Annotated in this window: 19 protein-coding genes; 16 read left to right on the top strand and 3 right to left on the bottom strand. The window is 58.2% G+C overall.

Features of this window, described 5'->3' with window-relative positions; translation table 11 throughout:
* The 3 genes from RDQ42_RS04225 (at window position 1) to RDQ42_RS04215 (ending at window position 1,319) form a co-directional block, all read left to right on the top strand.
* Window positions 1-474: a DUF4358 domain-containing protein gene (locus RDQ42_RS04225; RefSeq protein ID WP_054330736.1), complete on the top strand. Its 474-nt coding sequence runs from the start codon at window positions 1-3 to the stop codon at window positions 472-474.
* A 114-nt stretch (window positions 475-588) separates the two neighbouring features.
* Window positions 589-939: a hypothetical protein gene (locus tag RDQ42_RS04220; protein WP_071427322.1), complete on the top strand. Its 351-nt coding sequence runs from the start codon at window positions 589-591 to the stop codon at window positions 937-939.
* A gap of 248 nt (window positions 940-1,187) precedes the next feature.
* Entirely contained in the window at window positions 1,188-1,319 is a 132-nt protein-coding gene (locus RDQ42_RS04215; protein ID WP_267888274.1) for a hypothetical protein, read from the top strand.
* A gap of 90 nt (window positions 1,320-1,409) precedes the next feature.
* Here RDQ42_RS04215 and nifU read toward each other — a convergent pair whose 3' ends face one another.
* The 3 genes from nifU to rnhA all read right to left on the bottom strand — a co-directional run bounded on the left by nifU (window position 1,410) and on the right by rnhA (window position 3,822).
* A complete protein-coding gene (gene nifU / locus RDQ42_RS04210) occupies window positions 1,410-1,835 on the bottom strand; it encodes a Fe-S cluster assembly scaffold protein NifU (protein ID WP_054330738.1) in 426 nt (141 codons plus the stop codon).
* Window positions 1,836-1,876: 41 nt separating this feature from the next.
* Complete coding sequence (gene nifS, locus RDQ42_RS04205) at window positions 1,877-3,070, bottom strand: cysteine desulfurase NifS (RefSeq protein ID WP_231358604.1); 1,194 nt, start codon at window positions 3,068-3,070, stop codon at window positions 1,877-1,879.
* Between the two features lie 299 nt (window positions 3,071-3,369).
* Window positions 3,370-3,822, bottom strand: a complete 453-nt coding sequence (gene rnhA, locus RDQ42_RS04200; protein WP_071427320.1) for a ribonuclease HI — start codon at window positions 3,820-3,822, stop codon at window positions 3,370-3,372.
* A 301-nt stretch (window positions 3,823-4,123) separates the two neighbouring features.
* Here rnhA and RDQ42_RS04195 point away from each other — a divergent pair, with 301 nt between their 5' ends.
* The 13 genes from RDQ42_RS04195 (at window position 4,124) to RDQ42_RS04135 (ending at window position 25,188) form a co-directional block, all read left to right on the top strand.
* Complete coding sequence (locus tag RDQ42_RS04195; RefSeq protein ID WP_308588354.1) at window positions 4,124-6,427, top strand: sugar phosphate nucleotidyltransferase; 2,304 nt, start codon at window positions 4,124-4,126, stop codon at window positions 6,425-6,427.
* A 358-nt stretch (window positions 6,428-6,785) separates the two neighbouring features.
* Window positions 6,786-8,663 (top strand): ribonuclease J, encoded by a 1,878-nt coding sequence (locus RDQ42_RS04190; protein ID WP_082398464.1) that lies wholly within the window; start codon window positions 6,786-6,788, stop codon window positions 8,661-8,663.
* Between the two features lie 157 nt (window positions 8,664-8,820).
* On the top strand, window positions 8,821-10,785 hold the full coding sequence (locus RDQ42_RS04185) for a DHH family phosphoesterase (protein ID WP_231358602.1): 1,965 nt from the start codon (window positions 8,821-8,823) through the stop codon (window positions 10,783-10,785).
* A gap of 99 nt (window positions 10,786-10,884) precedes the next feature.
* On the top strand, window positions 10,885-11,334 hold the full coding sequence (rplI, locus tag RDQ42_RS04180; RefSeq protein ID WP_071427318.1) for a 50S ribosomal protein L9: 450 nt from the start codon (window positions 10,885-10,887) through the stop codon (window positions 11,332-11,334).
* Between the two features lie 36 nt (window positions 11,335-11,370).
* The gene (gene dnaB, locus RDQ42_RS04175) at window positions 11,371-12,726 is read left to right on the top strand and encodes a replicative DNA helicase (protein WP_308588350.1); all 1,356 of its coding nucleotides are present in this window, start codon (window positions 11,371-11,373) and stop codon (window positions 12,724-12,726) included.
* The gene (gene tilS, locus RDQ42_RS04170) at window positions 12,716-14,089 is read left to right on the top strand and encodes a tRNA lysidine(34) synthetase TilS (RefSeq protein WP_071427317.1); all 1,374 of its coding nucleotides are present in this window, start codon (window positions 12,716-12,718) and stop codon (window positions 14,087-14,089) included. Before dnaB ends, tilS begins: the two co-directional genes overlap by 11 nt.
* 8 nt (window positions 14,090-14,097) lie before the next feature.
* Complete coding sequence (gene hpt / locus RDQ42_RS04165) at window positions 14,098-14,637, top strand: hypoxanthine phosphoribosyltransferase (protein WP_054331228.1); 540 nt, start codon at window positions 14,098-14,100, stop codon at window positions 14,635-14,637.
* Window positions 14,638-14,670: 33 nt separating this feature from the next.
* Entirely contained in the window at window positions 14,671-16,662 is a 1,992-nt protein-coding gene (gene ftsH / locus RDQ42_RS04160) for an ATP-dependent zinc metalloprotease FtsH (RefSeq protein WP_369949010.1), read from the top strand.
* A 235-nt stretch (window positions 16,663-16,897) separates the two neighbouring features.
* The gene (locus RDQ42_RS04155) at window positions 16,898-18,886 is read left to right on the top strand and encodes a type IIA DNA topoisomerase subunit B (RefSeq protein ID WP_071427315.1); all 1,989 of its coding nucleotides are present in this window, start codon (window positions 16,898-16,900) and stop codon (window positions 18,884-18,886) included.
* 75 nt (window positions 18,887-18,961) lie between these two features.
* Window positions 18,962-21,205 (top strand): DNA topoisomerase (ATP-hydrolyzing) subunit A, encoded by a 2,244-nt coding sequence (locus tag RDQ42_RS04150; protein ID WP_308588345.1) that lies wholly within the window; start codon window positions 18,962-18,964, stop codon window positions 21,203-21,205.
* 242 nt (window positions 21,206-21,447) lie between these two features.
* Complete coding sequence (gene secG, locus RDQ42_RS04145; protein WP_054330747.1) at window positions 21,448-21,702, top strand: preprotein translocase subunit SecG; 255 nt, start codon at window positions 21,448-21,450, stop codon at window positions 21,700-21,702.
* A gap of 98 nt (window positions 21,703-21,800) precedes the next feature.
* Window positions 21,801-24,158 carry a ribonuclease R gene (rnr, locus tag RDQ42_RS04140; protein WP_231358599.1) on the top strand — a complete coding sequence of 786 codons (2,358 nt, stop codon included), beginning with the start codon at window positions 21,801-21,803 and terminating at the stop codon, window positions 24,156-24,158.
* Window positions 24,159-24,240: 82 nt separating this feature from the next.
* Complete coding sequence (locus RDQ42_RS04135; protein ID WP_054330750.1) at window positions 24,241-25,188, top strand: 2-hydroxyacid dehydrogenase; 948 nt, start codon at window positions 24,241-24,243, stop codon at window positions 25,186-25,188.
* The last annotated feature ends 198 nt before the right edge of the window (window positions 25,189-25,386 follow it).

Below are 25,386 nucleotides of genomic sequence, written 5' to 3'. Positions count from 1 at the left end.
ATGAAAAAACTGTTGACCATCACCATGGCGGCCCTGCTGGCGGCGGCATTGTTGCTTACCGGCTGCGGCAAGAGCGAAAAGACCGATATTGACATGGAGGCCACCATGAAAGCCATGATGGATGCCACCGAAGTGGAGGACGAGATGAAGAAGATGGAGGGGGAAGTAGTCGGCAACTTCTACAACATCGACGACAGCGCTGTGGACAGCTATCTCATCTACTCCAGCGCATCCGGCGCCACCGCAGAGGAATTCGCCATCTTTAAGGCAAAGGATGCCAAAGGGGTGGAGACCATTAAAACCATGCTGGATAAACGGGTGGAAGACCTAGGCAAGCGGTTTGAACAGTATATCCCCGCGGAGATGGCCAAAGTTCAGAACGCGGTGATCACTGAAAACGGCAACTATGTGCTCTTTGTCTGTGCGGGAGATCCCTCCCAAGCGGAGGCGGCCTTCGACAAAGCCTTCCAGTAAAATAGAGTGGAGAGGCTCCTTCCCTTGCGGCAATGGGAGGGAGTTTGCCCAGCGGATACATATTCCAATGGGGGTGGCAGCCCCCAGGCGGAGACCGTAGAGGAGGGATCGGTTGTGATAGCAGAGTGCTGGACGGTGATTTTGGTGATCTTGCTGGTGGTGGGGGTGTACCTTCACCGGGGCAAAAACCGGCTTGCCATGGCGGTCCTCCCCCTGGTACTGGTGCCTTTGGCCCATGTGATCGGGGCGCCGGTGTCGGTGTGGGTAGAGGATGTCTTCCCCGGCGATTCCGCTTTTTTGCAGATTGCCATTGATGTGGCGGCACTGGTGGTGGCCAACATGATTTTCGGCGCATTCTCCCGGGGATACCAAGGCAAGGGGAGCCGGCGGGCCTACATGGTTCTGTGCGCCGGGTTCACCGTCTTGTTCTCCTGGGTGCTGATCTTCAACACCTGGCCGCGCTGATGGAGAAATGATAGGAACCGGGATGGCAAGTCTGCCGTCCCGGTTTTGTTTTTCCTTCAGTTCTGATAAATCTGATAAACAGGATGCCCGCACTTCATGGATTGGTGAAACCTATGAAGAGAGGGATATGGATTTGGGGAAATTGCCAAAATCCGTCGAAGTATAAGAAAAAATTTAAGGTTTATCCATAAAAAGCCCTTGCAGAATCTACTTTTTTTTCATATGATAAAGAAAAAGGAGGAGTCAACATGTTAAAATCAATCCTGTCCGTATTGGGGAAAACGCTCTTTGCCATTGCTGCTCCTGTCCTGGTGGTTTGGATGCTGGTGGCGCGGCAAAAAGAAAAAACCATGGGGGCCCAGCGGCCCATTTATCGGTAAAAGGATAGCCAACCTGACAAAAACCAAAAGCCCAGCCGGGACTTCCCGGCTGGGCTTTTTTGCGGGTCCCCTCCAGGGGGGAAACACCTTTTAGTGGGTGTGGCAGGCTTCGCACTCTCCGATTTCCCCAACAATGGGGGTGGGGTCGATGCCCTGGCGCTGGTAGTAGTCGGCAATGGCTGCTTTAATGGCCTGTTCCGCCAAAACGGAACAGTGGATCTTTGCCGGCGGCAGACCATCCAAAGCTTCTACTACCGCCTTATTGCTCAGTTTAAGGGCGTCGTCAATGGACTGGCCCTTGACCATCTCGGTGGCCATAGAACTGGTGGCAATAGCCGCGCCGCAGCCAAAGGTTTTAAACTTCACATCCTCGATGACGCCGCCGTTTACCTTAATGTACATTTTCATAATATCGCCGCATTTGGCGTTGCCCACCTGGCCGATGCCGTTGGCGTCGGCCAGCTCCCCCACGTTGCGGGGGTTGGAAAAATGGTCCAAAACTTTCTCGGAATACATATGGTCACAATCCTTTCTGAAACAAAGGTGGCACTTTCAGTTTATGCGCGGGCATCAGCCGCGGCAATTTCCTCCCAAACTGGAGACATGGCCCGCAGTTTTTCCACGATGGGGGGCAACGTGGCGAGGATGTAGTCCACATCCTCCTGGGTGCTGGTATCCCCCAAGGTGAGCCGCAGGGAGCCATGAGCGATCTCATGGGGCAGGCCGATGGAGAGGAGCACATGGCTGGGGTCCAAAGAGCCGGAGGTACAGGCCGAACCGGAGGAAGCGCAGATGCCGGACATGTCCAGCCACAGGAGGAGGGCTTCCCCCTCCACCCCTTCGAAGGAGAGGTTGGCGTTGCCGGGCAGCCGCTGGGTGGGATGGCCGTTGAGACGGCTGTGGGGGATGGCGGAGAGGATGCCGTGAATCAGCTGGTCCCGCAAATCCCGTTCCCGGGCGGTGCGCTCTTCCAGATTGCCCACCGCGTCGGTGATGGCAACCCCCAGCCCGACGATGCCGGCCACATTTTCGGTGCCGGCCCGATGGCCCCGCTCCTGGGCGCCGCCGTCCATAAAGTTGGGCAGCACCACCCCTTTGCGGACGTACAAGGCTCCCACCCCTTTGGGGCCATGGAGCTTGTGGGCAGAGAGGGAAAGCATATCGATGTTCTGGGCCTTGACGTCAATCTTCACATTGCCCACTGCCTGCACCGCGTCGGTGTGGAAGAGGATCCCCTTCTTCCGGCACAGGGCGCCGATTTCCGGGATGGGTAAGATAGTGCCGATCTCGTTGTTGGCGTACATGATAGAGACCAGGCCGGTGTCCTCCCGCAGGGCGTTCTCCACGTCCTTAGCGGTGAGTAGGCCATATTCATCCACCGGGAGATAAGTCACCTCGAACCCCTGTTTCTCCAGGGCCTGGGCGGTGTGGAGGATGGCGTGGTGCTCAAACACCGTGGTGATGATGTGGTTTTTGCCCTTTTTCTTCATCTGAGCGGCGGCACCTTTCAGCGCCCAGTTGTCCGATTCGGAACCGCAGCCGGTAAAGTAGATTTCGCCCGGCTGGGCGCCCAGGGCGTCGGCCACCTGCCTGCGGGCCTTGTCCAGGGCTTCTTTCGCTTGGCGTCCAATGGAATAGACGCTGGAGGGGTTTCCATACTCCTCTTTATAGAAAGGAAGCATTGCCTCCAGTACACGCGGGGAAACCTGAGTGGTTGCGGCGTTGTCCGCATAAACAAACCGTTTTTCCATAGGGGGAACACTCCTTGTAGGCGCGGGAGATTGATTCCGGGGGAAGCCGCGCCGCCGCCCGCCGGGAAATGGGCATATGCCCTTTTCAACTACGCTCTTATTGTATACCTAAAAAGTATAATTTTCAAGAGGGAAATGAAAAAAATCACAACTTTTTTCCGGTTTTGTAGGGAATTGGGGGAGAATGGCAAAAAACGGCTTTGCAGATCTGGAAGTCCCCGCATCTCCATTTCTAACGCGGCCTATCCCCAGGAGGGCCCCCGGCTGGGGGCTGCCCAATTTGCCAAGGCGCTGCGGCATCATCCCTTGTGTTTTTCCGACTGGGCCACCGCCATCTGGTCGCAGCGCTCGTTCTCCGGATGCCCGGCGTGGCCTTTGACCCAGACAAACTCCACCTGGTGGTAGGCCAGGAGCGGGAGCAGCTGTTCCCACAAGTCCACATTGAGGGCTGGCTTTTTGTCGCTTTTGACCCAGCCTTTTTTCTTCCAGCCGTAGACCCATCCCTTCTGGATGGCGTCGATGACATACTTGGAATCGCTGGTCAAGGTGACGTCACAGGGCTCCTTCAGGGCGGACAGGGCCTCTATGACCGCGGTCAGCTCCATGCGGTTGTTGGTGGTCTCCCGCTCCCCGCCAGAGAGCTCCCGGGTGTTTCCTTTGTAACGCAGCACCGCGCCCCACCCGCCAGGGCCAGGGTTGCCGGAACAAGCCCCGTCGGTGAAAATCTCCACATGTTTTCGTTGTTGTGTCATCTTGTCACTCCTATAGCATTCCCAACCTCCGGCTATTTTTCCGGGCGGGAAGCAAATATTGGGCCGGATGAGGGGAAGCAGCGATTGCAGGCCATATGGAGGCAAAATCCCCCGCCCGCTGGGACCAAGCAGATTACTTTCTTATTATATCGGCTGCCCGGCCAGGTGACAAGGGCAAAAATTCTCCCCTGAAGGACTGAACCTCCAGTTTTGCAGCCATACTAATGGAAAAAGAGCCCCGTCTGCGGGGCTGCTGGGATTGGCCTTCTGCGGCCAAACCATACAAAGGAGATGCAAAACCATGTTTCAAACCGTAATACTAGCGGGTGGGGAGGGGACCCGTCTGCGCCCCTTGACCTGCGATCTGCCAAAACCCATGGCCCCGTTGTGCGGCCGCCCAGCCATGGATTATATTTTGGATCTGCTGGAGCGCCACGGCGCAAAAGAGGTCTTTGTCACTTTGGGGTACCGTCCCCAAGCCATCACCGGGTATTACACCGACCGGCCCCGAACCGGGATGGACCTTCGCTTTGTGGAGGAGGATCACCCCTTGGGTACGGCGGGGAGCGTGAAAAACGCCTGCCCCAACATAGAGGATCCGCTGCTTGTGATCAGTGGCGACGCCCTCTGTGATTTTGATCTGACTGCCGCCCTCGCCTTTCACCGGTCTCGGAACGCCGACGCCACCCTGCTGGTCAAACGGGTGGAGGATCCCCGGGAATATGGCCTTGTCCTCGCTGGGGAGGACGGGCGGATCGGCGGCTTTGTGGAAAAGCCATCCTTTGGGCAGGCGGTCACCGACCTAGCCAACACGGGCATTTATATTGTGTCCCCTAGAGCGCTCTCGATGATCCCCACAGGGGAGAACACCGATTTTGCCAAGGACCTGTTCCCTGTTATGCTGCGGACGGGGATGGCCCTATACGCCTATGAGGACCTGGGCTACTGGTGCGACATTGGGGACTTAGACAGTTATCGGCTCTGCCAGAAGGAGCTGATGGCCGGCTTGTGCGCCTGCCGCCCCTTGGGCATGGAGCTGGAGCGGGGCATCTACCTAAAAGAGACCATGCCTGCCGGGGCGTTCACCCTGCTGCCCCCGGTATATCTGGGGGAGAATGTGACCATTGGCCCCGGCGCGGTGATCGGCCCCGGCACCGTGGTGGGGGACAGCTGCCGCATCGGCGCAGGCGCCCGGGTGGAGGACTCTATTTTGCATGACGGGGCCTTTGTGGGGGAGGGGGCCCACCTCTCCGGGGCGATCCTCTGCCAAGGGGCATCCGCTGAGGCCAAGGCAGTGTTGGAAGAAGGGGCTGTTTTAGGCGCCCACGCAACGGTGGGGCGGGGGGCCAGCCTGCGGGCCAAGGTCTGGCCGGGCCGCCGGGTGGAGGCGGGGGAGACCCTGTCCGCCGACCGAAAAAAGGGGCATCCCGGTTGGGCCAGCTTTGGGGAGCAGGGCCTCTGCGGTGAAATCGGGGTGGAGATCACCCCGGAATTCTGCGCCCGGTTTGGGGCAGCGGTGGCCACAGCGGCCAAAGGGGAACCGGTGGCCCTCTGCGGCGGGGATTTTCCAGGTGGGGAGCCGCTGTTGGACGCCTTGGCATCCGGCCTGTGCAGCGCTGGCAGCGACGTGGCCGACTTTGGCAAAGGGGTGCTGGGGTTCCTCTCCTACGGGATGCAGTTCTGCGCCCTCTCCTGGGGTGTCTACCTGGGGGGAGGCAAAGGGGTATCCCTGCGGCTGGTCACTTCCGGGGGCCTGCCTGCGACCCGGCCCATGGAGCGGTCGGTGGAAAAGGCGCTCACCGGCGAACTGGCCCGGCGGTCAGGGGATTCCTTTGGCCGGCGGGAGACCCTTGCCGGGCTCCAGGGCTTTTATCAAGGGGAACTGAAAAAGTTGGCGCCCCAGGGCCTGGGAGGATTGTCCGCCCGGGTACAGGCCCAAAGCCCCGGCGCCCAGCGGCTGTTGGAGGACACCCTCCGCCAGTTGGGCTGCGGCCTTTCAGGAGGGCCGATCCTCCTCCTCGACTCCAGCGGGGAACACCTGACCATTCTGGAAGAGGAATGGGGGGCCATCCCCGCTTACCGGGCCCTGGCCCTCTGCTGTGAGGAGGCCTTTGCCTGTGGGGAGACCGTCTCCCTGCCCTTTGAAGCCCCCCGCGCCCTGGATGATTTGGCCAAGGAGCGGGATGGCCATCTGCTGCGGTACCTCTGCTGCCCGGCAGACGACAGCGACCGCAAAGCCCGCCAGTCGGCCCGGGATTGCCTCTGGCCCCGGGATGGGATGATGCAGGCGCTCCTTCTCTTGGCGCGGCAGAAGCGCACCGGGGAGGATTTCTTCCAGATGGTGCTGGGACTGCCCTCCTTTGAATTGGTTTCCCGGCAGGTTGCCACCAAAGGCAGCCCTGCCCGGCTGATGCAGCGTTTGGGCCCCGTGGAAGGCATGGTGGAGGGGGTCACCCTCTCCCTAAAGGGGGGGCGCGTTTTGGCTCAGCCAGACCGGCGGGGCAGGGGAATCCGCCTGTATGCTGAAGCGGTAAACGCCGAGGCTGCGGCCGAACTGTGTGAAGATGTTGCCCGCCGGATAGCAGCCCTCAGTGAAGAAGACTAGCGGCAAGGATTTTTAGATAGGGCTTGACAGTTTATTACCGAGAGTATACAATTTAAACAATGATGTGTTCGTGTTAAAGGCGGCCGGCCAGCCCTTTCCACTGCTAGGTGAGCGGAAATCTTGTGCAGATGGGTTTGGCCGCCGCCAATCCTACAGGAGCGTTTTGCGACGAAAGGCGAAAACGATCCGGCTGTCTTTTTGCTAGAAAAAGAGAGCCCTTATTTTGTTGTTGCCTTTTTCCGATGGGGTCCCCATCGGCAGGGTGCTGCCTGTTGTCCCTTTAAAACTGTCCCGCGGTTTTAGAACGGAAACGCGGATTTCATACCACTATTACATATTTGGATAAGGAGGTACTATAGTGCCAGAAGAATTGAAACAGACAGATATTTCGGAGAAAGCCCCAGCCAAGCCCCGGTCTAACAGCCGCCGCCGCAAGCCCAAAGCAGAGGCCGGAAAAGAAAAAAAAGCGGCAATTCCAAAAGAGGGGACTTCTGAAGCCCCGCTAGAACTCAGTGCAGAGCCGGCGCGGAAAAAATCTTCCCGCGGGGGGAAGAAGTCCGCTGGCCGGGAAAACCGCAAGCCCCCAGTTCGGATCATCCCCCTGGGTGGCCTCAATGAGATCGGCAAGAACATGACCCTTTACGAGTGCGGCAACGACATCCTCATTGTGGACTGCGGCATCTCCTTCCCCGACGATGAGATGCTGGGGGTGGATTTGGTCATCCCCGATTTCTCCTATGTGGAAAAGAACCGGGACCGCATCCGCGGCCTGGTGGTCACCCACGGCCATGAGGACCACATCGGAGCCATCCCCTACCTGCTTAAGATGGTGGACATCCCGGTGTATGCCACCAAGCTGACCGCCTGCCTCATCGAGGGCAAGCTGAAGGAACACGGCCTTTTGGGCCGGGCCAAGCTCAACATTGTGGAGGCGGGGGACACCGTCAAGCTGGGCTGCATGTCGGTGGAGTTTATCCACGTCAACCACTCCATCCCCGACGCCTGCGGCATGGCCATCACCACACCGGCCGGCGTCATCGTCTACACCGGCGATTTCAAGGTGGACTACACCCCCATCGACGGCGGGATGATCAACCTGAGCCGGTTCGGCGAACTGGGCAGCAAGGGTGTTCTCGCCATGCTCAGCGACTCCACCAATGCCGAGCGCCCCGGAACCACCGCCAGCGAGCGGACGGTGGGCGCCAGCTTTGACACGCTGTTTAAAAAATCCGGCAACCGCCGGGTGATCATCGCCACCTTTGCCTCCAATGTACACCGGGTGCAGCAGGTGGTGGACGCGGCGGTGAAGTACGGCCGCAAGGTGGCCGTCTCCGGCCGCAGCATGGTCAATGTGGTGGCCAAGGCCACCGAGATCGGCTATCTGAAAATCCCAGAGGGGGTGCTGATCGACATTGAGCTGATCAACCGCTACCCCGACAACCAGCTGGTCATCATCACCACCGGTTCCCAGGGTGAGCCTATGAGCGCCTTGACCCGCATGGCCTTGGGGGATCACCGGAAGGTCAGCGTCACCCCAAACGACTACATCATTATTTCCGCCAGCCCCATTCCCGGCAACGAGAAGGGCATCTTCCGGGTGATCAACGAGCTGATGAAGCTGGGGGCTGAAGTAGTTTACGAGAAGATGTACAACATCCACGTCTCCGGCCACGCCTGCCAGGATGAGCTGAAACTGATGCTGGGCCTGGTCAAGCCCAAGTACTTCATCCCGTTCCACGGTGAATTCCGCCATCTGAAAAAGCACGCCGACATGGCCATCTCCATGGGCGTCCCCGCCGAGAATGTGTTTATCACCGACATCGGCCGGGTGCTGGAAACCGATGGGGTGGATATGAAATTCACCGGCATTGTCCCCGCGGGCCGGGTGCTGGTGGACGGCCTGGGGGTCGGCGACGTGGGCAGCATTGTGCTGCGAGACCGCAAACACCTGGCTCAGGACGGCCTGATGGTGGTGGTCACCACCATCGATTCCGCCACCGGCGAAGTCATCGCCGGGCCGGACATCGTCTCCCGCGGGTTTGTCTATGTCCGGGAGGCGGAGGAAATGATGGCCGAGGCCAAACGGGTCTGCCAAAAAGCCCTGGAGGAATGCCGCTACGGCAACGTCCGGGAGTGGGGCGCCATGAAGCAGGCCATCAAGGATCAATTGGGCCAATACCTGTTCAGCAAAACCAAGCGCAACCCCATGATCTTGCCGGTGATTCAAGAGGTATAACTTGCCCTTTGGCAGGCCCACAGCCCGATAAAGTTTTTGAGGCACACCCTATCGCAATCTGCGGTGGGGTGTGTTATAATATGGGGTAAGATTGGCCCGGGTCCCTTTGGCGGCCTGGAATTCCCATCGCCCCTATGTGGGGCCCCGGAGGTTTTGGATGAAAAACAAGGTACAGCTGTTTAAACCGATTTTTTATATCCTCATCGGCACAGCGGCGGCCATGGCTTGTTTGGCACTTGCCCGGGACGTGCGGCTGTTTTATGCAAGCGCCTCGGTTTTGTTGCTGGGCATCTCCTTCGCCCTGCTCAAAATGCTTTCTATCAATAAGGAATTGCAATATTTCCTCAACCAATTGGGGGATCAGATCAACTCCCTCCAGCGGGATTCGATGATTGAATTCCCCCTGCCGGTGCTGGTTTCAAGCCCAGAGGGGGAGATCCTCTGGTTCAACGACCGCTGCCGGGCGATGTTGGAAGATCCAGACACGGCTTTCGGCCAGGATGTATCCCAGGTGGTGGGGGAAATCGATTACCACGCCGCCTGCCCGGAAAAAGGGTTTAACATCCGCTACCGGGACCGGATGTATTCGGTCTATACCTCCGTCGCTGAGGAAAAGCGGGGCGGTATGGTCTCCTTTTATTTTGTGGACGACAACGACCTGAAAAAATACACCGCGGAGTTTTTCCAGACCCGACCGGCGGTGCTCTCCATCCTTATCGACAACTATGAGGAACTGGTTCAGAGCGCCAAGGAAGATGAGCGTTCCCAGGCTGTCAGCGAGGTGGAATATGAAGTCAGCCGGTTTGTCCGGCAGAACGACGGCATGTTCATCCGGGTGGAGCGGGACCGCTTCCTGGCGGTGATAGAAGAGCGGAACATGAAGCAGATTGTGGATGGCCGCTTTGAGATCTTGGATCGGGTGCGGGGGATCGTGGCCGGTGACCGGATGCCCGCCACCCTGTCCATCGGTGTAGCCCGGGATGGGGGCAGCTTCCTGGAGTCGGAGAAGATGGCCCGCCAGGCCCTGGATATGGCCCTGGGCCGGGGCGGTGACCAGGCTGCCATCAAGACCCAAAACGGCTACGACTTCTTCGGCGGGGTGGCCAAAGGGGTGGAAAAACGCACCAAGGTCAAAACCCGCATTGTGGCCACGGCCCTTTGTGAGCTCATTGAAAACAGCGAGCGGGTGATCGTCATGGGCCACCGGTTCGCCGACATGGACTCCTTCGGCGCGGCGGTGGGGATGCTCAAGCTGGCCCGCAACATGGGCAAGCCGGCGGTGGTGGCCATCAGCCACGACAAAAACCTGGTGCAGCCCCTTTACCGCAAGATGGAGGAAAACGGCTACACCGACGCCTTTTATGAGCCCAAGGACCTGATCGAAGGGGTTACCGACAAAACGCTGCTCATCGTGGTGGACACCCACATTGAATACATGCTGGAATCGCCGGAGCTGTACCGCCAATGCAAAAACGTGGTGGTCATCGACCACCACCGAAAGATGGTGGGCCACATCGACAATGCGGTGATCTTTTACCACGAGCCCTATGCCAGCTCCGCTTCGGAGATGGTGACCGAGCTGGCCCAATACTTCAACACCAAGCAGCAGCTGGGCCGGGTAGAGGCAGAGGCGGTGCTGGCCGGCATTATGCTGGACACCAAGAATTTCATCATCGGCACCGGGGCCCGCACCTTTGAGGCGGCCGCCTACCTGCGCAAGCTAGGGGCGGATATGGTGGAGGTCCGCAAGCTGTTCTCTACCTCCATGGACGATTACCAGAACCGCTCCAAATTGGTCTCCTCTGCGGAGATTTACCGGGGCTGTGCCATCGCCAGTTCCAGTGCCGGGGTGGGGGATATCAAGATCGTTGCCCCCCAGGCGGCGGATGAGCTGCTCAGCATCAGCGATGTGGATGCCTCCTTTGTGCTGTATGAATACGACGGCGGCGTCTCCATGTCTGCCCGTTCCTTGGGCGCCATGAACGTCCAGCTGATTATGGAAGCTTTGGGCGGCGGCGGCCACCAGACTATGGCTGGGGCTCAGCTGGCAGGGGTCAGTATGGAAAACGCCCGCCAGCAGCTGCTGGAAGCCATCGACAACTTCTACGACAAGCGAAGTTAAGCCACTTAAATTCACGCTTTTCCCCCTGCCCCATCCCTCTGCGGGGGCGTCGGGTTTCAAAATTCTCTAGCCGGGCAGAGCGGCGGAATGGAGTACAATATGAAAGTAATTCTCACACAGGATGTAAAAGGCAGCGGCAAAAAGGGCGAGCTGGTCAACGTCAGCGACGGCTACGCCCGTAATTTCCTTTTGGCTAAGGGCCTGGCCATCGAAGCCACCGCCCAGGCTATGAACGACCTGAAGAACAAACAGGCTGCCAACGAGCACCGCATCGCGGTGGAGAAACAGGCGGCTATGGACACTGCTGCCAAGCTGAAGGACAAGGTGGTCAAGGTCACCGCCAAAGCCGGCACCGGCGGCCGCCTGTTTGGCTCGGTCACCGCCAAGGAGATCGGCGAGGAGATCGAGAAGCAGTTCGGTGTCAAGGTGGACCGGCGCAAAATTGAGCTGGATGCCGACATCAAGGCCTTCGGCGGCTACAAGGTGGAGGTCAAGCTCTACCCCGGCATCACCACCAGCGTCCAAGTGCTGGTGGCAGAAAAGGAATAGGCAGATTTGCTATGATTTGTAAGGAGGGAATGCAGGATGGAAGCCGTGGGCATCACCGAACAGCTCTACACCCAGCAGCTCCCTTATAGCCTGGAGGCGGAGCAGTCGGTGCTGGGCGCCATTTTAATCGACCCAGCTTGCATCACCCGGGTGATGGAATACATCAAGCCGGAGAGTTTCTACCGGCCCCAGCACCAGGAGCTGTTCTCGGTGCTGACCCGGATGTTTGTCTCCTCCCAGACCATCGACTTTATCACCGTGCTGGAGATGGCCAAGCGGGAGGGGATATTTGACACCGATGAGGACGCCAAGATCTATCTGACCCAGCTGGCCCAGATCGTCCCCTCCACCGCCAACGTGGAGTCCTATGCCAAAATCGTGCAGGAGAAGTCCTACATCCGCAGCTTGATCCTGGCCTCCCAGAAGGTCATCGACCTCTCCCGGGACGGTTCCACCGACGCCCGCACCCTCCTGGACATGGCGGAGCAGAGCATCTTTGACATCCGCCAGGGGAGGGATGCCTCCGGTCTCACCCGCATCGACGAGATCATTTTGCAGACCTATGACCGGCTGCAAAAATTAAGCGGTGAGGACAAAGAGAAGTACATGGGTCTGCCCACTGGCTTTGCGGCGCTGGATTCCATCATCACCGGCCTGAACCGGACCGACCTGATTTTGGTGGCGGCCCGCCCCGGTATGGGAAAAACCGCCTTTGGCCTCAACATCGCCGCCAATGTGGCCACCAAGACGGGCAAGCAGGTGGCGGTCTTCTCCCTGGAGATGGGCAAGGAACAGCTGGTGACCCGCCTTCTTTCCAGCGAGGCGCTGATCCAGTCGGGGAGCCTTCGCACCGGCAACCTGAAGCCGGACGACTGGGTCAAATTGGCCATGAGCGCCCAGGTGCTCTCCCAGGCGCCCATCTACATCGACGACACCCCCGGCATCACTGTGGCGGAGATGAAAGCCAAGCTCCGGCGCTTTCGGGACCTGGGGCTGGTGGTCATCGACTACCTGCAGCTGATGAGCACCGGCAAGCGGAGCGAAAACCGGGTCCAGGAGGTCTCGGAGATCACCCGCTCTTTAAAGATCATGGCCAAGGAGCTCAACGTGCCGGTCATCACCCTTTCCCAGCTGTCCCGCGGCCCTGAGTCCCGGACCGACCACCGGCCCATGCTCTCCGACCTGCGGGAATCCGGCTCCATTGAGCAGGATGCCGATATCGTCATGTTCCTCTACCGGGAAGCATATTATAACCGGGAGTGTGAGGAGCAGAACACCGCCGAGTGCATTGTGGCCAAAAACCGCCACGGCGAGACCGACTCGGTGAAGATGGGATGGGACGGCCAGTTTACCCGATTTAAAAGTTTGGAGTATTTCCGCAATGAACCATAAGGCGTTTGACGCAATTGTGAAGCTTGATTTGATCCACCAGGGCGACAGGGTGTGCGCTGCTCTTTCGGGCGGCGCCGATTCGGTCGCCCTGACCCATTTTCTCTGGAAAAACCGGGAGCAGCTGGGCATCACCCTCACCGCCTGCCACCTAAACCACTGCCTACGGGAGGAGGAGAGCTTCCGGGACCAGCGGTTTGTGGAGGATTTCTGCCGGGAGCGGTCCATCCCTTTGACCCTGCGCACGGTGGACATCGCCGCCCTGGCCCGGAAAAACGGCCTCTCGGTGGAAGAATGCGGCCGGGAGGAACGGTACCGGCTGTTTGAAGAGCTCTGCGCCGGGGAACACTCTTTGGTAGCTACTGCCCACACCCAGTCGGACAACGTGGAGACGGTGGTGTTCCACCTCTGCCGGGGAACCGGCCTCAAGGGGCTTACGGGGATTCCCCCCAAACGGGGCAAAATCATCCGCCCGCTGATCCTGGCAACACGGGAAGAGGTGGAGGGCTACTGCCAAAGGGAGGGCCTGCCCTATGTGACCGACAGCAGCAACTTGCAGGATGTCTACAGCCGCAACCGGGTGCGTCACCGGGTGCTCCCGGAATTGGAGGCCGTCCACCCCGGCGCAAAGGAAGCCATCGCCCGCCTTTCCCGCACCCTCGCCCTAGAAGAGGACTTTCTGGAAGAGGAGGGCCGCAGATGCCTTGACAGCATCCGCTTGGGGGAAGACTGTTCCCGGCCGGGGTTTCTCGCCCTCCATCCGGCGATGCAGGGCCGGGTGCTGGCCCTGCTCCTGAAGGAGCGAGGGCTGGAGGTCACCGCCCAGCGCCTCACCCAGCTGATGGGGCGGGCAGAGGCAGGGGAAGGCCAGGTGAGCCTCCCCGGCGGATGGATTTTTGCCGCCAGCCCCACCACCCTGGCCTTTTTAGAGGAATCAGCCCAACAAAGCGGGGAATCCATCCCCCTTCCGCGGGAGGGCCTGCCCGATTTTTCTATTCAGTCTGCATCAGGGAAACAACTGTCTTTTTGGGAGCTTCAGGATTGTGAACAAATTAAAAATTTTATACAAAAAAAGGATTCCCGCTTAAAAAACATCCTGGACTATGATAAAATATATAATACTGTTTTGATCCGCCACCGCCTTCCGGGGGATGCCATCCAGCTGGTGGGCAGGGGGTGCCAAAAATCGTTGAAAAAACTCTTCAACGAAGAAAAAATCCCTCCGTGGAAGCGGCCGGGCCTGTGGGTCTTAGCCGATCCAGAAGGCCCGATTTGGGTGGAGGGGTTCGGCGCAGCCCAGCGGGTTGCCGCAACGGGGGAAACCCGGCAGGGACTGGAGATCAAAGAGGGGGAGGACAACGAATGATGGCTGATATGAACAATGATATTTTAAAGGTGCTGATCACCGAAGAAGAGCTGAAAAACAAAGTCCAGGAGCTGGGCGCCGCCATCAGCAGGGACTACGAGGGGAAAAACCTTCTGATGGTCAGCGTGCTGAAGGGCTCGGTTATTTTTATGGCCGATTTGATGCGGGCTATCACAATTCCGGCCCAGATTGATTTTATGTCTGTCTCCAGCTATGGGGCAGGGGTGAAATCCTCTGGCGTGGTTAAAATACTTAAAGACCTGGATGCCCTCTTGGAGGGAAAAGACCTGCTGCTGGTGGAGGATATCCTGGACAGCGGCCTCACTCTTTATTACCTGCGGGAGATTTTGACCAAGCGCAATCCCGCCAGTATAAAAATTGCCACCCTGCTGGATAAGCCGGAGGGGCGCAAGGCGGATATCCACCCCGATTATGTGGGATTTACCGTCCCCGATGCATTTGTGGTGGGTTACGGCCTGGATTATAACGAGATATACCGCAACCTGCCCTATGTGGGCGTATTGAAACCCGAGGTTTACAGCAAATAAGCCTCCCGTATTCCGAATCCAAAAGGGGAGTGAATGCATTTGAAATCCAACAAGAACAAAGGGCTGGGCATCTATCTTGCGGTGCTTTTGGCGCTGATGCTGACCCTGACCGCCGTGTTTTCCCAGGATACGACGCCAAACCTGGTAAAATACTCCACCATCCTCGGGTATTTTGAAGATCAAAAAGTCCGGGATTTTGAGCTGGATTATGGTACTGGCGACTTGAGCCTGGTTATCGAAGAAGATGGCAAGCGGCGCACTGTGGTGTCCAGCGTCCCCAATTCCCTCTATTTTATGGATCAAATCCAGGATGACATCGACAAGTACAACGAGGCCAACCCCGGCGATAAACTGACCTATCAGATCCTGCCGCCAGTGGAGGCCCCCTGGTGGGTACAGATGCTGCCCACATTGCTGCTCATCGGCGCCATGGTGGTTTTCTGGTTTATGATGATGCGCCAATCCCGCGGCAGCGGCGGAGGCAATGTCATGGGCTTCGGCAAGGCCAAGGCCCGCACCCCCGATGAGGGGCGCAAGGTCACCTTTGCCGATGTGGCCGGCGCAGATGAAGAAAAGGCCGAACTGGTTGAGATTGTGGAATTCCTCAAAAACCCGGCTAAATTCAACAGTTTAGGCGCCCGGATTCCCAAAGGCGTGCTGTTGATGGGCCCTCCTGGCACCGGTAAAACCCTGCTTGCCCGGGCGGTGGCAGGGGAGGCTGGCGTGCCTTTCTTCTCCATCTCCGGTTCCGATTTTGTGGAGATGTTTGTGGGCGTGGGTGCGTCCCGTGTCCGCGACCTGTTTGAACAGGCCAAGAAGAACGCCCCCAGCATCGTCTTCATCGATGAGATCGACGCTGTGGGCCGCCAGAGAGGCGCTGGTTTGGGCGGCGGCCACGACGAGCGGGAGCAGACCCTCAACCAGCTGTTGGTGGAGATGGACGGCTTTGGGGCCAACTCCGGGGTGATCATCATCGCCGCCACCAACCGGCGGGATATTCTGGACCCTGCCCTCCTGCGGCCCGGCCGGTTTGACCGCCAGATCCTGGTGGGCTACCCGGATATCAAGGGCCGGGAGGAGATTTTGAAGGTCCACACCCGCAACAAGCCCTTGGCCCCCGATGTCAACCTGAAGACCATCGCCTCCACCACCGCTGGATTCACCGGCGCGGATCTGGAGAACCTGGTCAACGAAGCGGCGCTGCTGGCTGCCCGCAAGGATAAAAAAGCCATCACTATGCAGGAGATCGAGGACGCCACCATCAAGGTGGTGGCCGGCCCAGAGAAGAAATCCCACGTGGTCACCGAGAAGGATAAGCGGCTCACTGCCTTCCACGAGGCGGGCCATGCGGTTTGTACCTACTACATGCCCACCCAGGACCCTGTCCATCAGGTGTCCATCATCCCCCGGGGCATGGCGGGGGGATTTACCCTCTCCCTGCCCACCCAGGACCGCAGCTATATGACCAAAACCGAGATGGTGGAGGAAATTGTGGTGCTGCTTGGTGGCCGGGTTGCGGAAAAGCTGGTGCTCAACGAGATTTCCACCGGTGCCTCCAACGACATTGAACGGGCCACTAAAATTGCCCGCAATATGATCACCCGGTATGGGTTCAGCGAGAAGCTGGGCCCCATTGTCTACGGCCAGAACGAGGAAGAGGTCTTCCTGGGGCGGGATATTTCCCACTCCCGCAACTATTCCGAGACGGTGGCCGCTGAGATTGACGGCGAGATCCGCGAGGTGATTGACACCTGTTATGAAAGCACCCGCCAGGTGCTGGAGGATCATATGGATCAGCTGCACCGGGTGGCGGAATACCTGATGACCTATGAGAAGGTGGATGGCGAGAAGTTTAAAGCCCTGATGGAGAACCGGGAGGTTCCCCCTTCGGCGGAGGATACTTTCGTCCCCCTCTCCAAGTTGGCGGAACAGGCCAAAGGCAGCGATGAGCCAGAACAGGTCATCGGTGAAGAACCTCCGGTGGAGGAATACCCGGCAGATCCCTCCGCCCCAGATGCTGAGTAATTGAAAACAAATAGTATAAATCAGTACCATCTATCTGGATGGTACTGATTTTTTGCTTCTCCCTCCCAAAGCTTTGGGGGAAATCTACTGGGGAAATGTGGGCTTTTTCAATGAATTGACAGATTTTCCCTGCTGCCGCACTTGTGTTCGCGGGCTTGTCCCGGTATAATAGATTGGTAAGCTATTCCAACATTACACCTGCCTTTGGGCAAAACGATAGATTCGGAGGTCCTTCATGGCAAAACGCACCCAAACCCAATACGACAACGAAAGCATCTCCGCCCTCAAAGGGGCAGACCGGGTCCGCAAACGGCCGGCGGTCATCTTCGGCTCCGACGGGCTGGAAGGCTGCCAGCATTCGGTGTTTGAAATTCTCTCCAACTCCATCGACGAGGCCAGGGAAGGATTCGGCAGCAAAATTATCATCACCAAATACCAGGACGGTTCCATTGAGGTGGAGGATTTCGGCCGGGGCATCCCGGTGGATTTTAACAGCCGGGAGGGCCGGTTCAACTGGGAACTGGTCTTCTGCGAACTGTACGCCGGCGGAAAATACAACACCAACGACGGCGAGAGCTATGAGTTCTCCTTAGGCCTCAATGGCCTGGGTCTTTGTGCCACCCAATATTCCTCACAGTATATGGATGTAGAGATATTCCGAGATGGATTCCGATATGCCCTTCGTTTTGAGCAGGGGGAGAATGTGGGCGGCCTCCAGAAAGAGGAGACCCGCCGCAAACAGACCGGAACCCGCATCCGCTGGAAGCCGGATCTTGCGGTATTCACCGAGGTCGATGTGCCGGTGGCTTATTTCCAGGACGTGCTCAAGCGCCAGGCAGTGGTCAATGCCGGGCTCACCTTCCTCCTGCGGGTGGAGGGAGAGAAGGGCTTTACCGAAGAGGAGTTTTGCTACGCCGACGGCATCACCGACTATGTCAAGGAGCTGACCGGCGGGGAAGAGACCCTCTGCCCGGTGATCTACTGGCAAACCGAGCGTCGGGGCCGGGACCGGGAGGACAAGCCGGAATACAAGGCCAAACTCTCGGTGGCGCTGACCTTCTCCAACCGGCTCCACCTGACCGAGTATTACCACAACTCCAGTTTTTTGGAGCATGGAGGCTCCCCGGAGAAGGCGGTGAAGCTGGCCTTTGTCTATCAGATTGATAGCTTTCTGAAGCAGAGCGGCAAATACCTGAAAAATGAGAGCAAGATCACCTACCAGGATGTGGAGGACTGCCTGGTTTTGGTATCCTCCTCCTTCTCCACCCAGACCAGCTACGAAAACCAGACCAAAAAGGCCATCACCAACCGGTTTATCTACGAGGCGATGAACGACTTCCTCCGCCATCAGCTGGAGATTTACTTTATCGAAAACCCGGATGACGCCGCCCGCATCGCTGAACAGGTGCTCATCAACAAGCGCAGCCGGGAAAATGCGGAGAAAACCCGCCTCAATTTGAAAAAGAAGCTGGCGGGCACCATCGACCTTTCCAACCGGGTGCAGAAGTTTGTGGACTGCCGCTCCAAGGACGTCTCCCGCCGGGAGATCTACATCGTGGAGGGGGATTCGGCGCTGGGCTCCTGCAAAATGAGCCGGGATGCCGAGTTCCAGGCCATCATCCCGGTGCGGGGCAAAATCCTCAACTGCCTCAAAGCGGATTACGACAAAATCTTTAAAAATGAGATTATCACCGACATCATCAAGGTGCTGGGCTGCGGGGTGGAGGTCAAGACCAAGGCCAACAAGGATTTATCCAGCTTTGACCTGGACAGCCTGCGGTGGAACAAAGTGGTCATCTGCACCGATGCGGACGTGGATGGGTTCCAGATCCGCACCCTGATTTTGACCATGCTCTACCGGCTGACCCCCACCCTGATCGAAAAAGGGTATGTCTATATCGCAGAGACCCCCCTTTATGAGATCACCACCAAAAACAAAACCTACTTTGCCTATTCCGACGGGGAAAAGGCCACCGTTCTGGCCCAAATCGGCAAGGAAAAATATGACATCCAGCGGTCCAAAGGGCTAGGTGAAAACGACGCCGATATGATGCGGCTGACCACCATGAACCCCCAGACCCGCCGGCTCATCCGGGTCAGCCCCAGCGATGCCGCCGCCACAGCCCGGATGTTCGACCTGCTGTTGGGGGACAACCTATCCGGCCGGAAGGAGCACATCGCCCTCAACGGCCATCTATATCTGGACGAGGTAGATGTGTCCTAACCGCCAGCGCGCCCCATTCCGGCGCAACAAATACAAGGGACCCAAACAGGGGGTTCCCAACCGAGGTGAACCGCTATGCCGCCAAGAAAGAAAAAAGAACGCGCCTCTGCCCCAGCCAAAATGGGGCCGGACGTTTACATTGAAAACTCTGGGGTAGTGATGGATCAAGCCATTGTGGACACCCTGGAAAAAAACTATATGCCCTATGCCATGAGCGTCATCGTCTCCCGGGCCATCCCGGAGATCGACGGGTTCAAGCCCAGCCATCGGAAAATATTATATACGATGTATACAATGGGGCTGTTAAACGGAAATAGAACCAAATCCGCCAACATTGTGGGCCAAACCATGAAGCTGAACCCCCACGGCGACGCCGCCATCTATGAGACGATGGTCCGCCTCTCCCGGGGATATGAAGCCCTGCTGTACCCCTTTGTGGACTCCAAAGGCAACTTCGGCAAGGCGTATTCCCGGGACATGGCCTACGCCGCCCCCCGGTACACCGAGGCCAAATTGGAGCCCATCTGCAGCGAGCTGTTCGGGGACATCGCCAAGGACACGGTGGATTTTGTCCCCAACTACGACAACACCATGATGGAGCCCACCTTGCTGCCGGTGTCCTTCCCCACCATTCTGACCAATTCCAATGTGGGCATCGCGGTGGGCATGGCCAGCTCCATCTGCCCCTTTAACCTGGCTGAGGTCTGCGAAACCACCATCGCCTTGATGAAAAATCCGGCCCACGATGTGGCCACCACCCTGCAGGCCCCGGATTTCCCCGGGGGAGGGTTTATCCTCTACGACCCAGAGGAGATGCGCCGCATCTACGAGACCGGCAGGGGTGGCGTCAAGGTGCGTGCCCGCTATTCCTATGACAAGGCGGAAAACTGCATTGAAATCACCCAAATTCCCCCCACCACTACGGTGGAGGCGATTATGGATAAGATTGTGGAATTGGTCAAATCCGGCCGGGTGCGGGAGATCTCCGACCTGCGGGATGAAACCGATATCAACGGCCTTAAACTGACCATCGACCTAAAGCGGGGCGTGGACCCGGATAAATTGATGGCCCGCCTCTACAAAACCACCCCGTTGGAGGATGCCTTTGGCTGCAACTTCAACGTCCTCATCGGGGGGATGCCCAAGGTCCTGGGGGTGGCCCCCCTCCTGCTGGAATGGATCGCCTTCCGGGAGGAGTGCGTCAAGCGGCGCATCTTTTTTGACCTGACCAAGAAAAAGGAGAAGCTCCACCTGCTCAAAGGATTGGCCCGCATCCTTCTGGACATCGACAAAGCGGTGAAAATTGTCCGGGAGACCGAGGAGGAATCGGAGGTTGTCCCCAACCTGATGATCGGTTTCGGCATCGATGAGATCCAGGCGGAGTATGTGGCGGAAATCCGCCTGCGCCACCTGAACCGGGAATACATCCTCAAGCGCACCCAGGAGACCGAACAGCTGGAGTCGGACATCGCCCAGATGGAGGATATCCTGAAAAGCCCCAAAAAGATCCAGGGCATTATGGAAAAGGAACTGCGGGAGGTGGCGAAAAAATTCTCCCAGCCCCGCCGGTCCATGCTGATCTTCAAATCCGAGGTGTCGGAGGAAGGCGGGGAGGAGGAGATCCCCGATTACCCGGTGCGCCTCTTCCTCTCCAAAGAGGGATATTTTAAGAAAATTACCCCCCAGTCCCTGCGGATGAGCGGGGAGCAGAAGCTGAAAGAGGGGGATGCTATCCTGGAGGAGCTGGAGGCCACCAACAACACCCATCTGCTGGTGTTCACCAACCAATGCCAGGTCTATAAATGCCGCGCCAGTGATTTTGATGACGGCAAGGCCAGCCAGTTGGGGGATTACCTGCCCGCCAAGCTGGGGATGGACGAAGGGGAATCGGTGGTCTATCTGGCAGCTACTGCTGATTACCAGGGCGCCATGGTTTTTGTCTTTCAAAACGGCAAGGTGGCCAAGGTGGAGATGAGCGCTTACGAGACCAAAACCCGGCGCAAAAAGCTGATCAGCGCTTACTGCGACAAATTCCCCTTGTGCCAGGCCCTCTACCTTCAGGAGGATCGGGAGCTGATGCTCACCTCCTCCGGCGGGAGGGTGCTTCTGGTGCATACAGCAGCGCTGGAATCGAAGTCCACCAAGAACACCCAGGGCATCCAGGTGATGCAGCTGAAGAAAAACGCTGTGGTGGATTCGGCGAAAGTGTTCTGCGAAGGGATGCTGTCTAACCCTCACCGGTTCCGACCCAAGAGCCTTCCCAGCCAGGGGCAGTTCCCCCGCGGGGAAGAGGAAGGGGAGCAGCTGACCCTCTCGTAGCCGAAAACCCTCCAAAAAGGGGAAAAAGAGAGCCGGCGATGGGAAAGCCCCAAAGCCGGCTCTTGGTTTTTCGTTTTGTACGAGCAAACGCAAAAGGGTAAAACGAAAAACCAATGATAGTATCGGTCAAATCCTGTATTTTATACTGGTTTTCCGCAAAAAATAAGGTTGCAAATGCACCTTGAATATGCTATGATATTTTAAGCTGGATATAGAATGCACAAAAATATCGGAGGTATACAATGAATACATTTCAGATAGCAGGCGGAGTGTTGCTCCTTGTCATCAGTGTCATCATCATCGTCAGCGTGCTGATGCAGGATCAGCCCAGGGCTGGCTTGGGTTCCCTGGCTGGCGATTCCACCGGTGATACTTTTATGGATCGCAACAAGAACCGCACCAACGCAGCCGCCCTTTCCCGCATTACCAAGTACTGCGGCTTTGCTTTCTTCGCGGTGGCCTTGGCAATCATGGCCGTTAGCGTCTATGCCAAATAAGTAAGCACGATGACTGCCCTGCTTCCTTAGCAGGGCAGTTTTTCACATTTTGAATCGAGACCGCCGGGCGAACCCGGCCAATATAGATTGGAGTAACTATGCAACAAAACAAACCCAAAAAGAAACTGGGACAGGTTCTGACCCAGAAAAAGCCGGAAATCCAAAAGCAGGTCCCTCAAAAGGCGGTGCAGAAGGGCCCGGCGAAGCAGAAAAGAACTGCATCCAAACCGGTGCCCCAGAAGGCCGGGCCGCAACGGCCAGCCTCCCCCAGACCGGGGGCGCAGGGATTGAATAGCCGCCGCAGGACGTCCCCGGTAAAAGTCACCTTAGAGGTGCCGCTGATGGAGGGGGAGACCTTAAAAAGCAATCTGGTGCAGGTGCTGCGCCGGCAGAAGAAGGCCCCGCTGAAGCTGAAAGAACTGGCTCAGAAGGCCAAGGAAAAACAGGGCCCGGAGCTGGTCGCCGCTGTGGAAGAGCTGGTGAAGGCAGGGGAAGTCCTTCTGCAAAAGGGGGGATACGTCCTCAGCCGGAGCTTGGGGCTGCGCCCCGCCACAGTGGTGAAGGTGCTGCCCGCCTTTGGCTTTGCCCGCCCCGACGGGGAAGAGGAGGATGTCTTTCTCCCCGGCCGGGCGATGAAAGGGGCTATGCCTGGGGACCGGGTGCTGATTTCCAGCCGCCGCTCCAACGGGGAGCTGACCGAAGCGGAGGTAGTCCGCATCCTCCAAGAGGGGGATTACCGGTTCACCGGCGTGGTGGTCAAGGAGGAGGGGAAGCTCTCCATCCTGCCCGACCGCCAGGTGCGGTTCGCAATTGAGATCGGCCGTTCCAGCAAGATCAAGGTCAAAGAAGGGGACAAGGTGCTGGCAAACCTCTGTTACCGGGGGGACCGGCATTTCTCCCACAAAGCGGCGGTGCTGGAGAACTTCGGCGACGCCCAAAAGGCCAGCGGCTGCTGTGAGGCTATCCTGGCCGCCAACGGCATCGAGCGCCAGTTCCCGGCCGAGGCCATCGCCCAGGCCCGGCAGATCGAGGCCGACGGCATCCACCCCAAAGAGCTGGCCGCCCGGCTGGACCTGCGGGGGGAGGACATCTTCACCATTGACGGGGCCGACACCAAGGACATCGACGACGCCATCTCCCTGAAAAAGTTGGAAGACGGCTGGCTGCTGGGGGTGCACATCGCCGATGTCAGCTATTACGTCACTGCTGGCAGCCCCCTGGACCAGGAGGCGTTTGAGCGGGGAAATTCGGTGTATTTCCCGGGTTCGGTGGTGCCCATGTTGCCCCCGGAGCTCTCCAACGGCATCTGCTCCCTCAACCCCGGGGAGGACCGCCTTGCCTTCTCCGCCCTGGTGGAGCTGGGGGAGGACACCTCCATCCGCTCCTACCGGTTTGTCAAATCGGTGATCCGATCCCAGGTCAAAGGGGTGTACAGTGAGATCAACACCCTTTACGATGGCACCGCCTCCCCGGAGATCCAGGAAAAATACGGGGAACTGAAGGACACTTTGTTCCTCATGAAGGATCTGGCCTCCCGCCTTGCCCAGGACCGCACCCGCCGGGGCGCACTGGACCTGGAATCGGTGGAGTCCAAAATCAAGCTGGATGAAAACGGGGTCGCGGTGGATATCCAGCCCCGGATACAGGGCATCAGCGAGGGGATGATTGAGGAATTCATGCTGGTGGCCAACCAAGCGGCTGCCCGCTTTGCCGGGGAGAGGGGCCTGCCCTTTGTCTACCGGGTTCATGAGTCCCCCAACCCAGAGAAGCTTCAGAACCTCAAAGAGACGCTGGACGCCCTGGGCATCCCCTCCAAATCCATCAAAGCAGGGGTGGCTCAGGGGGAGCTGTCCCGGATTTTGCGGGAATCCCGCCAAACCCCCTTTGGCAAGATTGTCAACAACACTCTGCTGCGGTCGATGGCCAAAGCAAAATATTCCGAGAAGAACATCGGCCACTACGGCCTTGTCATGGCGGATTACGCCCATTTCACCTCCCCCATCCGCCGGTATTCCGACCTGATGATCCACCGGATTATGACTGCCAGCCTGACCGGTATGCGCAAAGAGAACATCGAGCGCCGGTTCCGGGAGCAGGTGGGCACAGTGGCCCTGCGCACCAGTGAACGGGAGGTGCGGGCTATGCAGGTGGAGCGCAGCTGCGACGACTGCTACAAGGCGGAATATATGAAATCCCACCTGGGGGAGGAGTTTGACGGGGTGATCTCCTCTGCGGTGAACCATGGGGTCTATGTGGAGCTGCCCAACACGGTGGAGGGCCTGATCCGGGTGGCGGATCTGGGCGATTACCAGTACGACGGCAAAATGGAGTTTGTGGACCAGCACAGCGGCCGGAAACTGCGGGTGGGCGACCCCATCCGGGTGACGGTGGCTGGGGTGGATGTCTCCGCCGGGCAGATTGACTTTGTCCCTGCGGATGAGGGGGAAGACCAGTAGGCCTGTCCCCTTGTAACCGGGGGAAAAGTGTGATACTATGGACGTAGCAATCTGATTAAACAGTGATATAGGAGGCTTCGTTATGAAAATTGTATTGCTGGAATCTCTGGGCGTTCCCCAAGAGGTGTTGGAAGAATGTGCCAAACCCCTGATCGATGCCGGCCACAGCTTTACCGCCTACCCCAAGGACACCGACCCCAAGGTGCAGATTGAGCGGGCTAAAGACGCCGATGTGATCATGCTGGCCAACATGCCGCTGAAAGGGGAGGTCATCTCCGCCTGCGATAACCTGAAATACATCGATATCGCCTTCACCGGCGTGGACCATGTGGATCTGGAAGCCGCCAAGGCCAAAGGGGTCAAGGTGAGCAATGCTGCCGGATATTCCACCCAGGCGGTGGCCGAGCTGAGCATCGCTATGATGATCTCCCTGCTGCGCAACGTTCCCCAGGTGGAAGCCCGCTGCCGTGCAGGCCAGACCAAAGACGGCCTGGTGGGCAGCGAGCTGGGCAGCAAGACAGTGGGCATCATCGGCACGGGTGCCATCGGCCTTCGGACCGCACAGCTCTGCAAAGCTTTTGGCTGCAAGGTGATCGCCAACGCTCCCCATCCTAAGAAAGAGGCCGAGGGCATTGTGGAATATGTGGACTTGGAGACTTTGCTCAAGGAGTCTGACATCATCTCCCTTCACTGCCCCCTCAATGACAGCTCCCGCGGGCTGATCAACAAGGAGCGCATCGCCCTGATGAAACCCACCGCCATCGTCATCAACGCCGCCCGCGGACCCGTGGTGGATTCCCAGGCCCTGGCTGATGCCCTCAACGAAGGCCGCATCGCCGGCGCAGGCATCGACGTCTTTGAGGTGGAGCCTCCTTTGGATGTGAACCACCCCCTGCTCCACAGCAAAAACACCATTGTCACCCCTCATGTGGCTTTCGCTTCCGCCGAGTCTATGGAGGCCCGGTGCCACATCGTATTTGACAACATCACCAAATGGCTTGCCGGTGAGCAGGTCAACGTGATCCTGTAATTCCAGCCGCTAAAGTGACAGCGGGCCCTGGCTCTATCTCCCCACGGGAGGTGGCCAAGGCCCGCTCTTTTTCTTTTTGAGGGTGCTGCACCCCCACCCCTCTATTCAAGATTCCATCTTGTAAGTGATCTAGCAGAGCGTTACGCACCCCTGCACCCCGCGCTCCCTTTTTTGTGTGAAAAAAGGGAGGGAAAAAGC

The sequence above is a fragment of the uncultured Merdimmobilis sp. genome (assembly GCF_902471145.1).
Taxonomy (GTDB): Bacteria; Bacillota; Clostridia; order Oscillospirales; family Ruminococcaceae; genus Merdimmobilis; species Merdimmobilis hominis.
The sequence above is the reverse complement of the archived record's forward strand: the minus strand, read 5'-3'. Positions and strand labels throughout refer to the sequence as shown.

Excerpts from the sequence above, each read along its gene's own strand:
- rnhA (WP_071427320.1), bottom strand. The coding sequence starts at position 3,822 with ATGACACAACAACGAAAACATGTGGAGATTTTCACCGACGGGGCTTGT.
- RDQ42_RS04225 (WP_054330736.1), top strand. The coding sequence starts at position 1 with ATGAAAAAACTGTTGACCATCACCATGGCGGCCCTGCTGGCGGCGGCA.
- RDQ42_RS04195 (WP_308588354.1), top strand. The coding sequence starts at position 4,124 with ATGTTTCAAACCGTAATACTAGCGGGTGGGGAGGGGACCCGTCTGCGC.
- hpt (WP_054331228.1), top strand. The coding sequence starts at position 14,098 with ATGAACAATGATATTTTAAAGGTGCTGATCACCGAAGAAGAGCTGAAA.
- RDQ42_RS04155 (WP_071427315.1), top strand. The coding sequence starts at position 16,898 with ATGGCAAAACGCACCCAAACCCAATACGACAACGAAAGCATCTCCGCC.
- RDQ42_RS04150 (WP_308588345.1), top strand. The coding sequence starts at position 18,962 with ATGCCGCCAAGAAAGAAAAAAGAACGCGCCTCTGCCCCAGCCAAAATG.
- tilS (WP_071427317.1), top strand. The coding sequence starts at position 12,716 with ATGAACCATAAGGCGTTTGACGCAATTGTGAAGCTTGATTTGATCCAC.
- rnr (WP_231358599.1), top strand. The coding sequence starts at position 21,801 with ATGCAACAAAACAAACCCAAAAAGAAACTGGGACAGGTTCTGACCCAG.
- nifS (WP_231358604.1), bottom strand. The coding sequence starts at position 3,070 with ATGGAAAAACGGTTTGTTTATGCGGACAACGCCGCAACCACTCAGGTT.
- nifU (WP_054330738.1), bottom strand. The coding sequence starts at position 1,835 with ATGTATTCCGAGAAAGTTTTGGACCATTTTTCCAACCCCCGCAACGTG.
- RDQ42_RS04215 (WP_267888274.1), top strand. The coding sequence starts at position 1,188 with ATGTTAAAATCAATCCTGTCCGTATTGGGGAAAACGCTCTTTGCCATT.
- RDQ42_RS04135 (WP_054330750.1), top strand. The coding sequence starts at position 24,241 with ATGAAAATTGTATTGCTGGAATCTCTGGGCGTTCCCCAAGAGGTGTTG.
- secG (WP_054330747.1), top strand. The coding sequence starts at position 21,448 with ATGAATACATTTCAGATAGCAGGCGGAGTGTTGCTCCTTGTCATCAGT.
- rplI (WP_071427318.1), top strand. The coding sequence starts at position 10,885 with ATGAAAGTAATTCTCACACAGGATGTAAAAGGCAGCGGCAAAAAGGGC.
- dnaB (WP_308588350.1), top strand. The coding sequence starts at position 11,371 with ATGGAAGCCGTGGGCATCACCGAACAGCTCTACACCCAGCAGCTCCCT.
- RDQ42_RS04185 (WP_231358602.1), top strand. The coding sequence starts at position 8,821 with ATGAAAAACAAGGTACAGCTGTTTAAACCGATTTTTTATATCCTCATC.
- ftsH (WP_369949010.1), top strand. The coding sequence starts at position 14,671 with ATGCATTTGAAATCCAACAAGAACAAAGGGCTGGGCATCTATCTTGCG.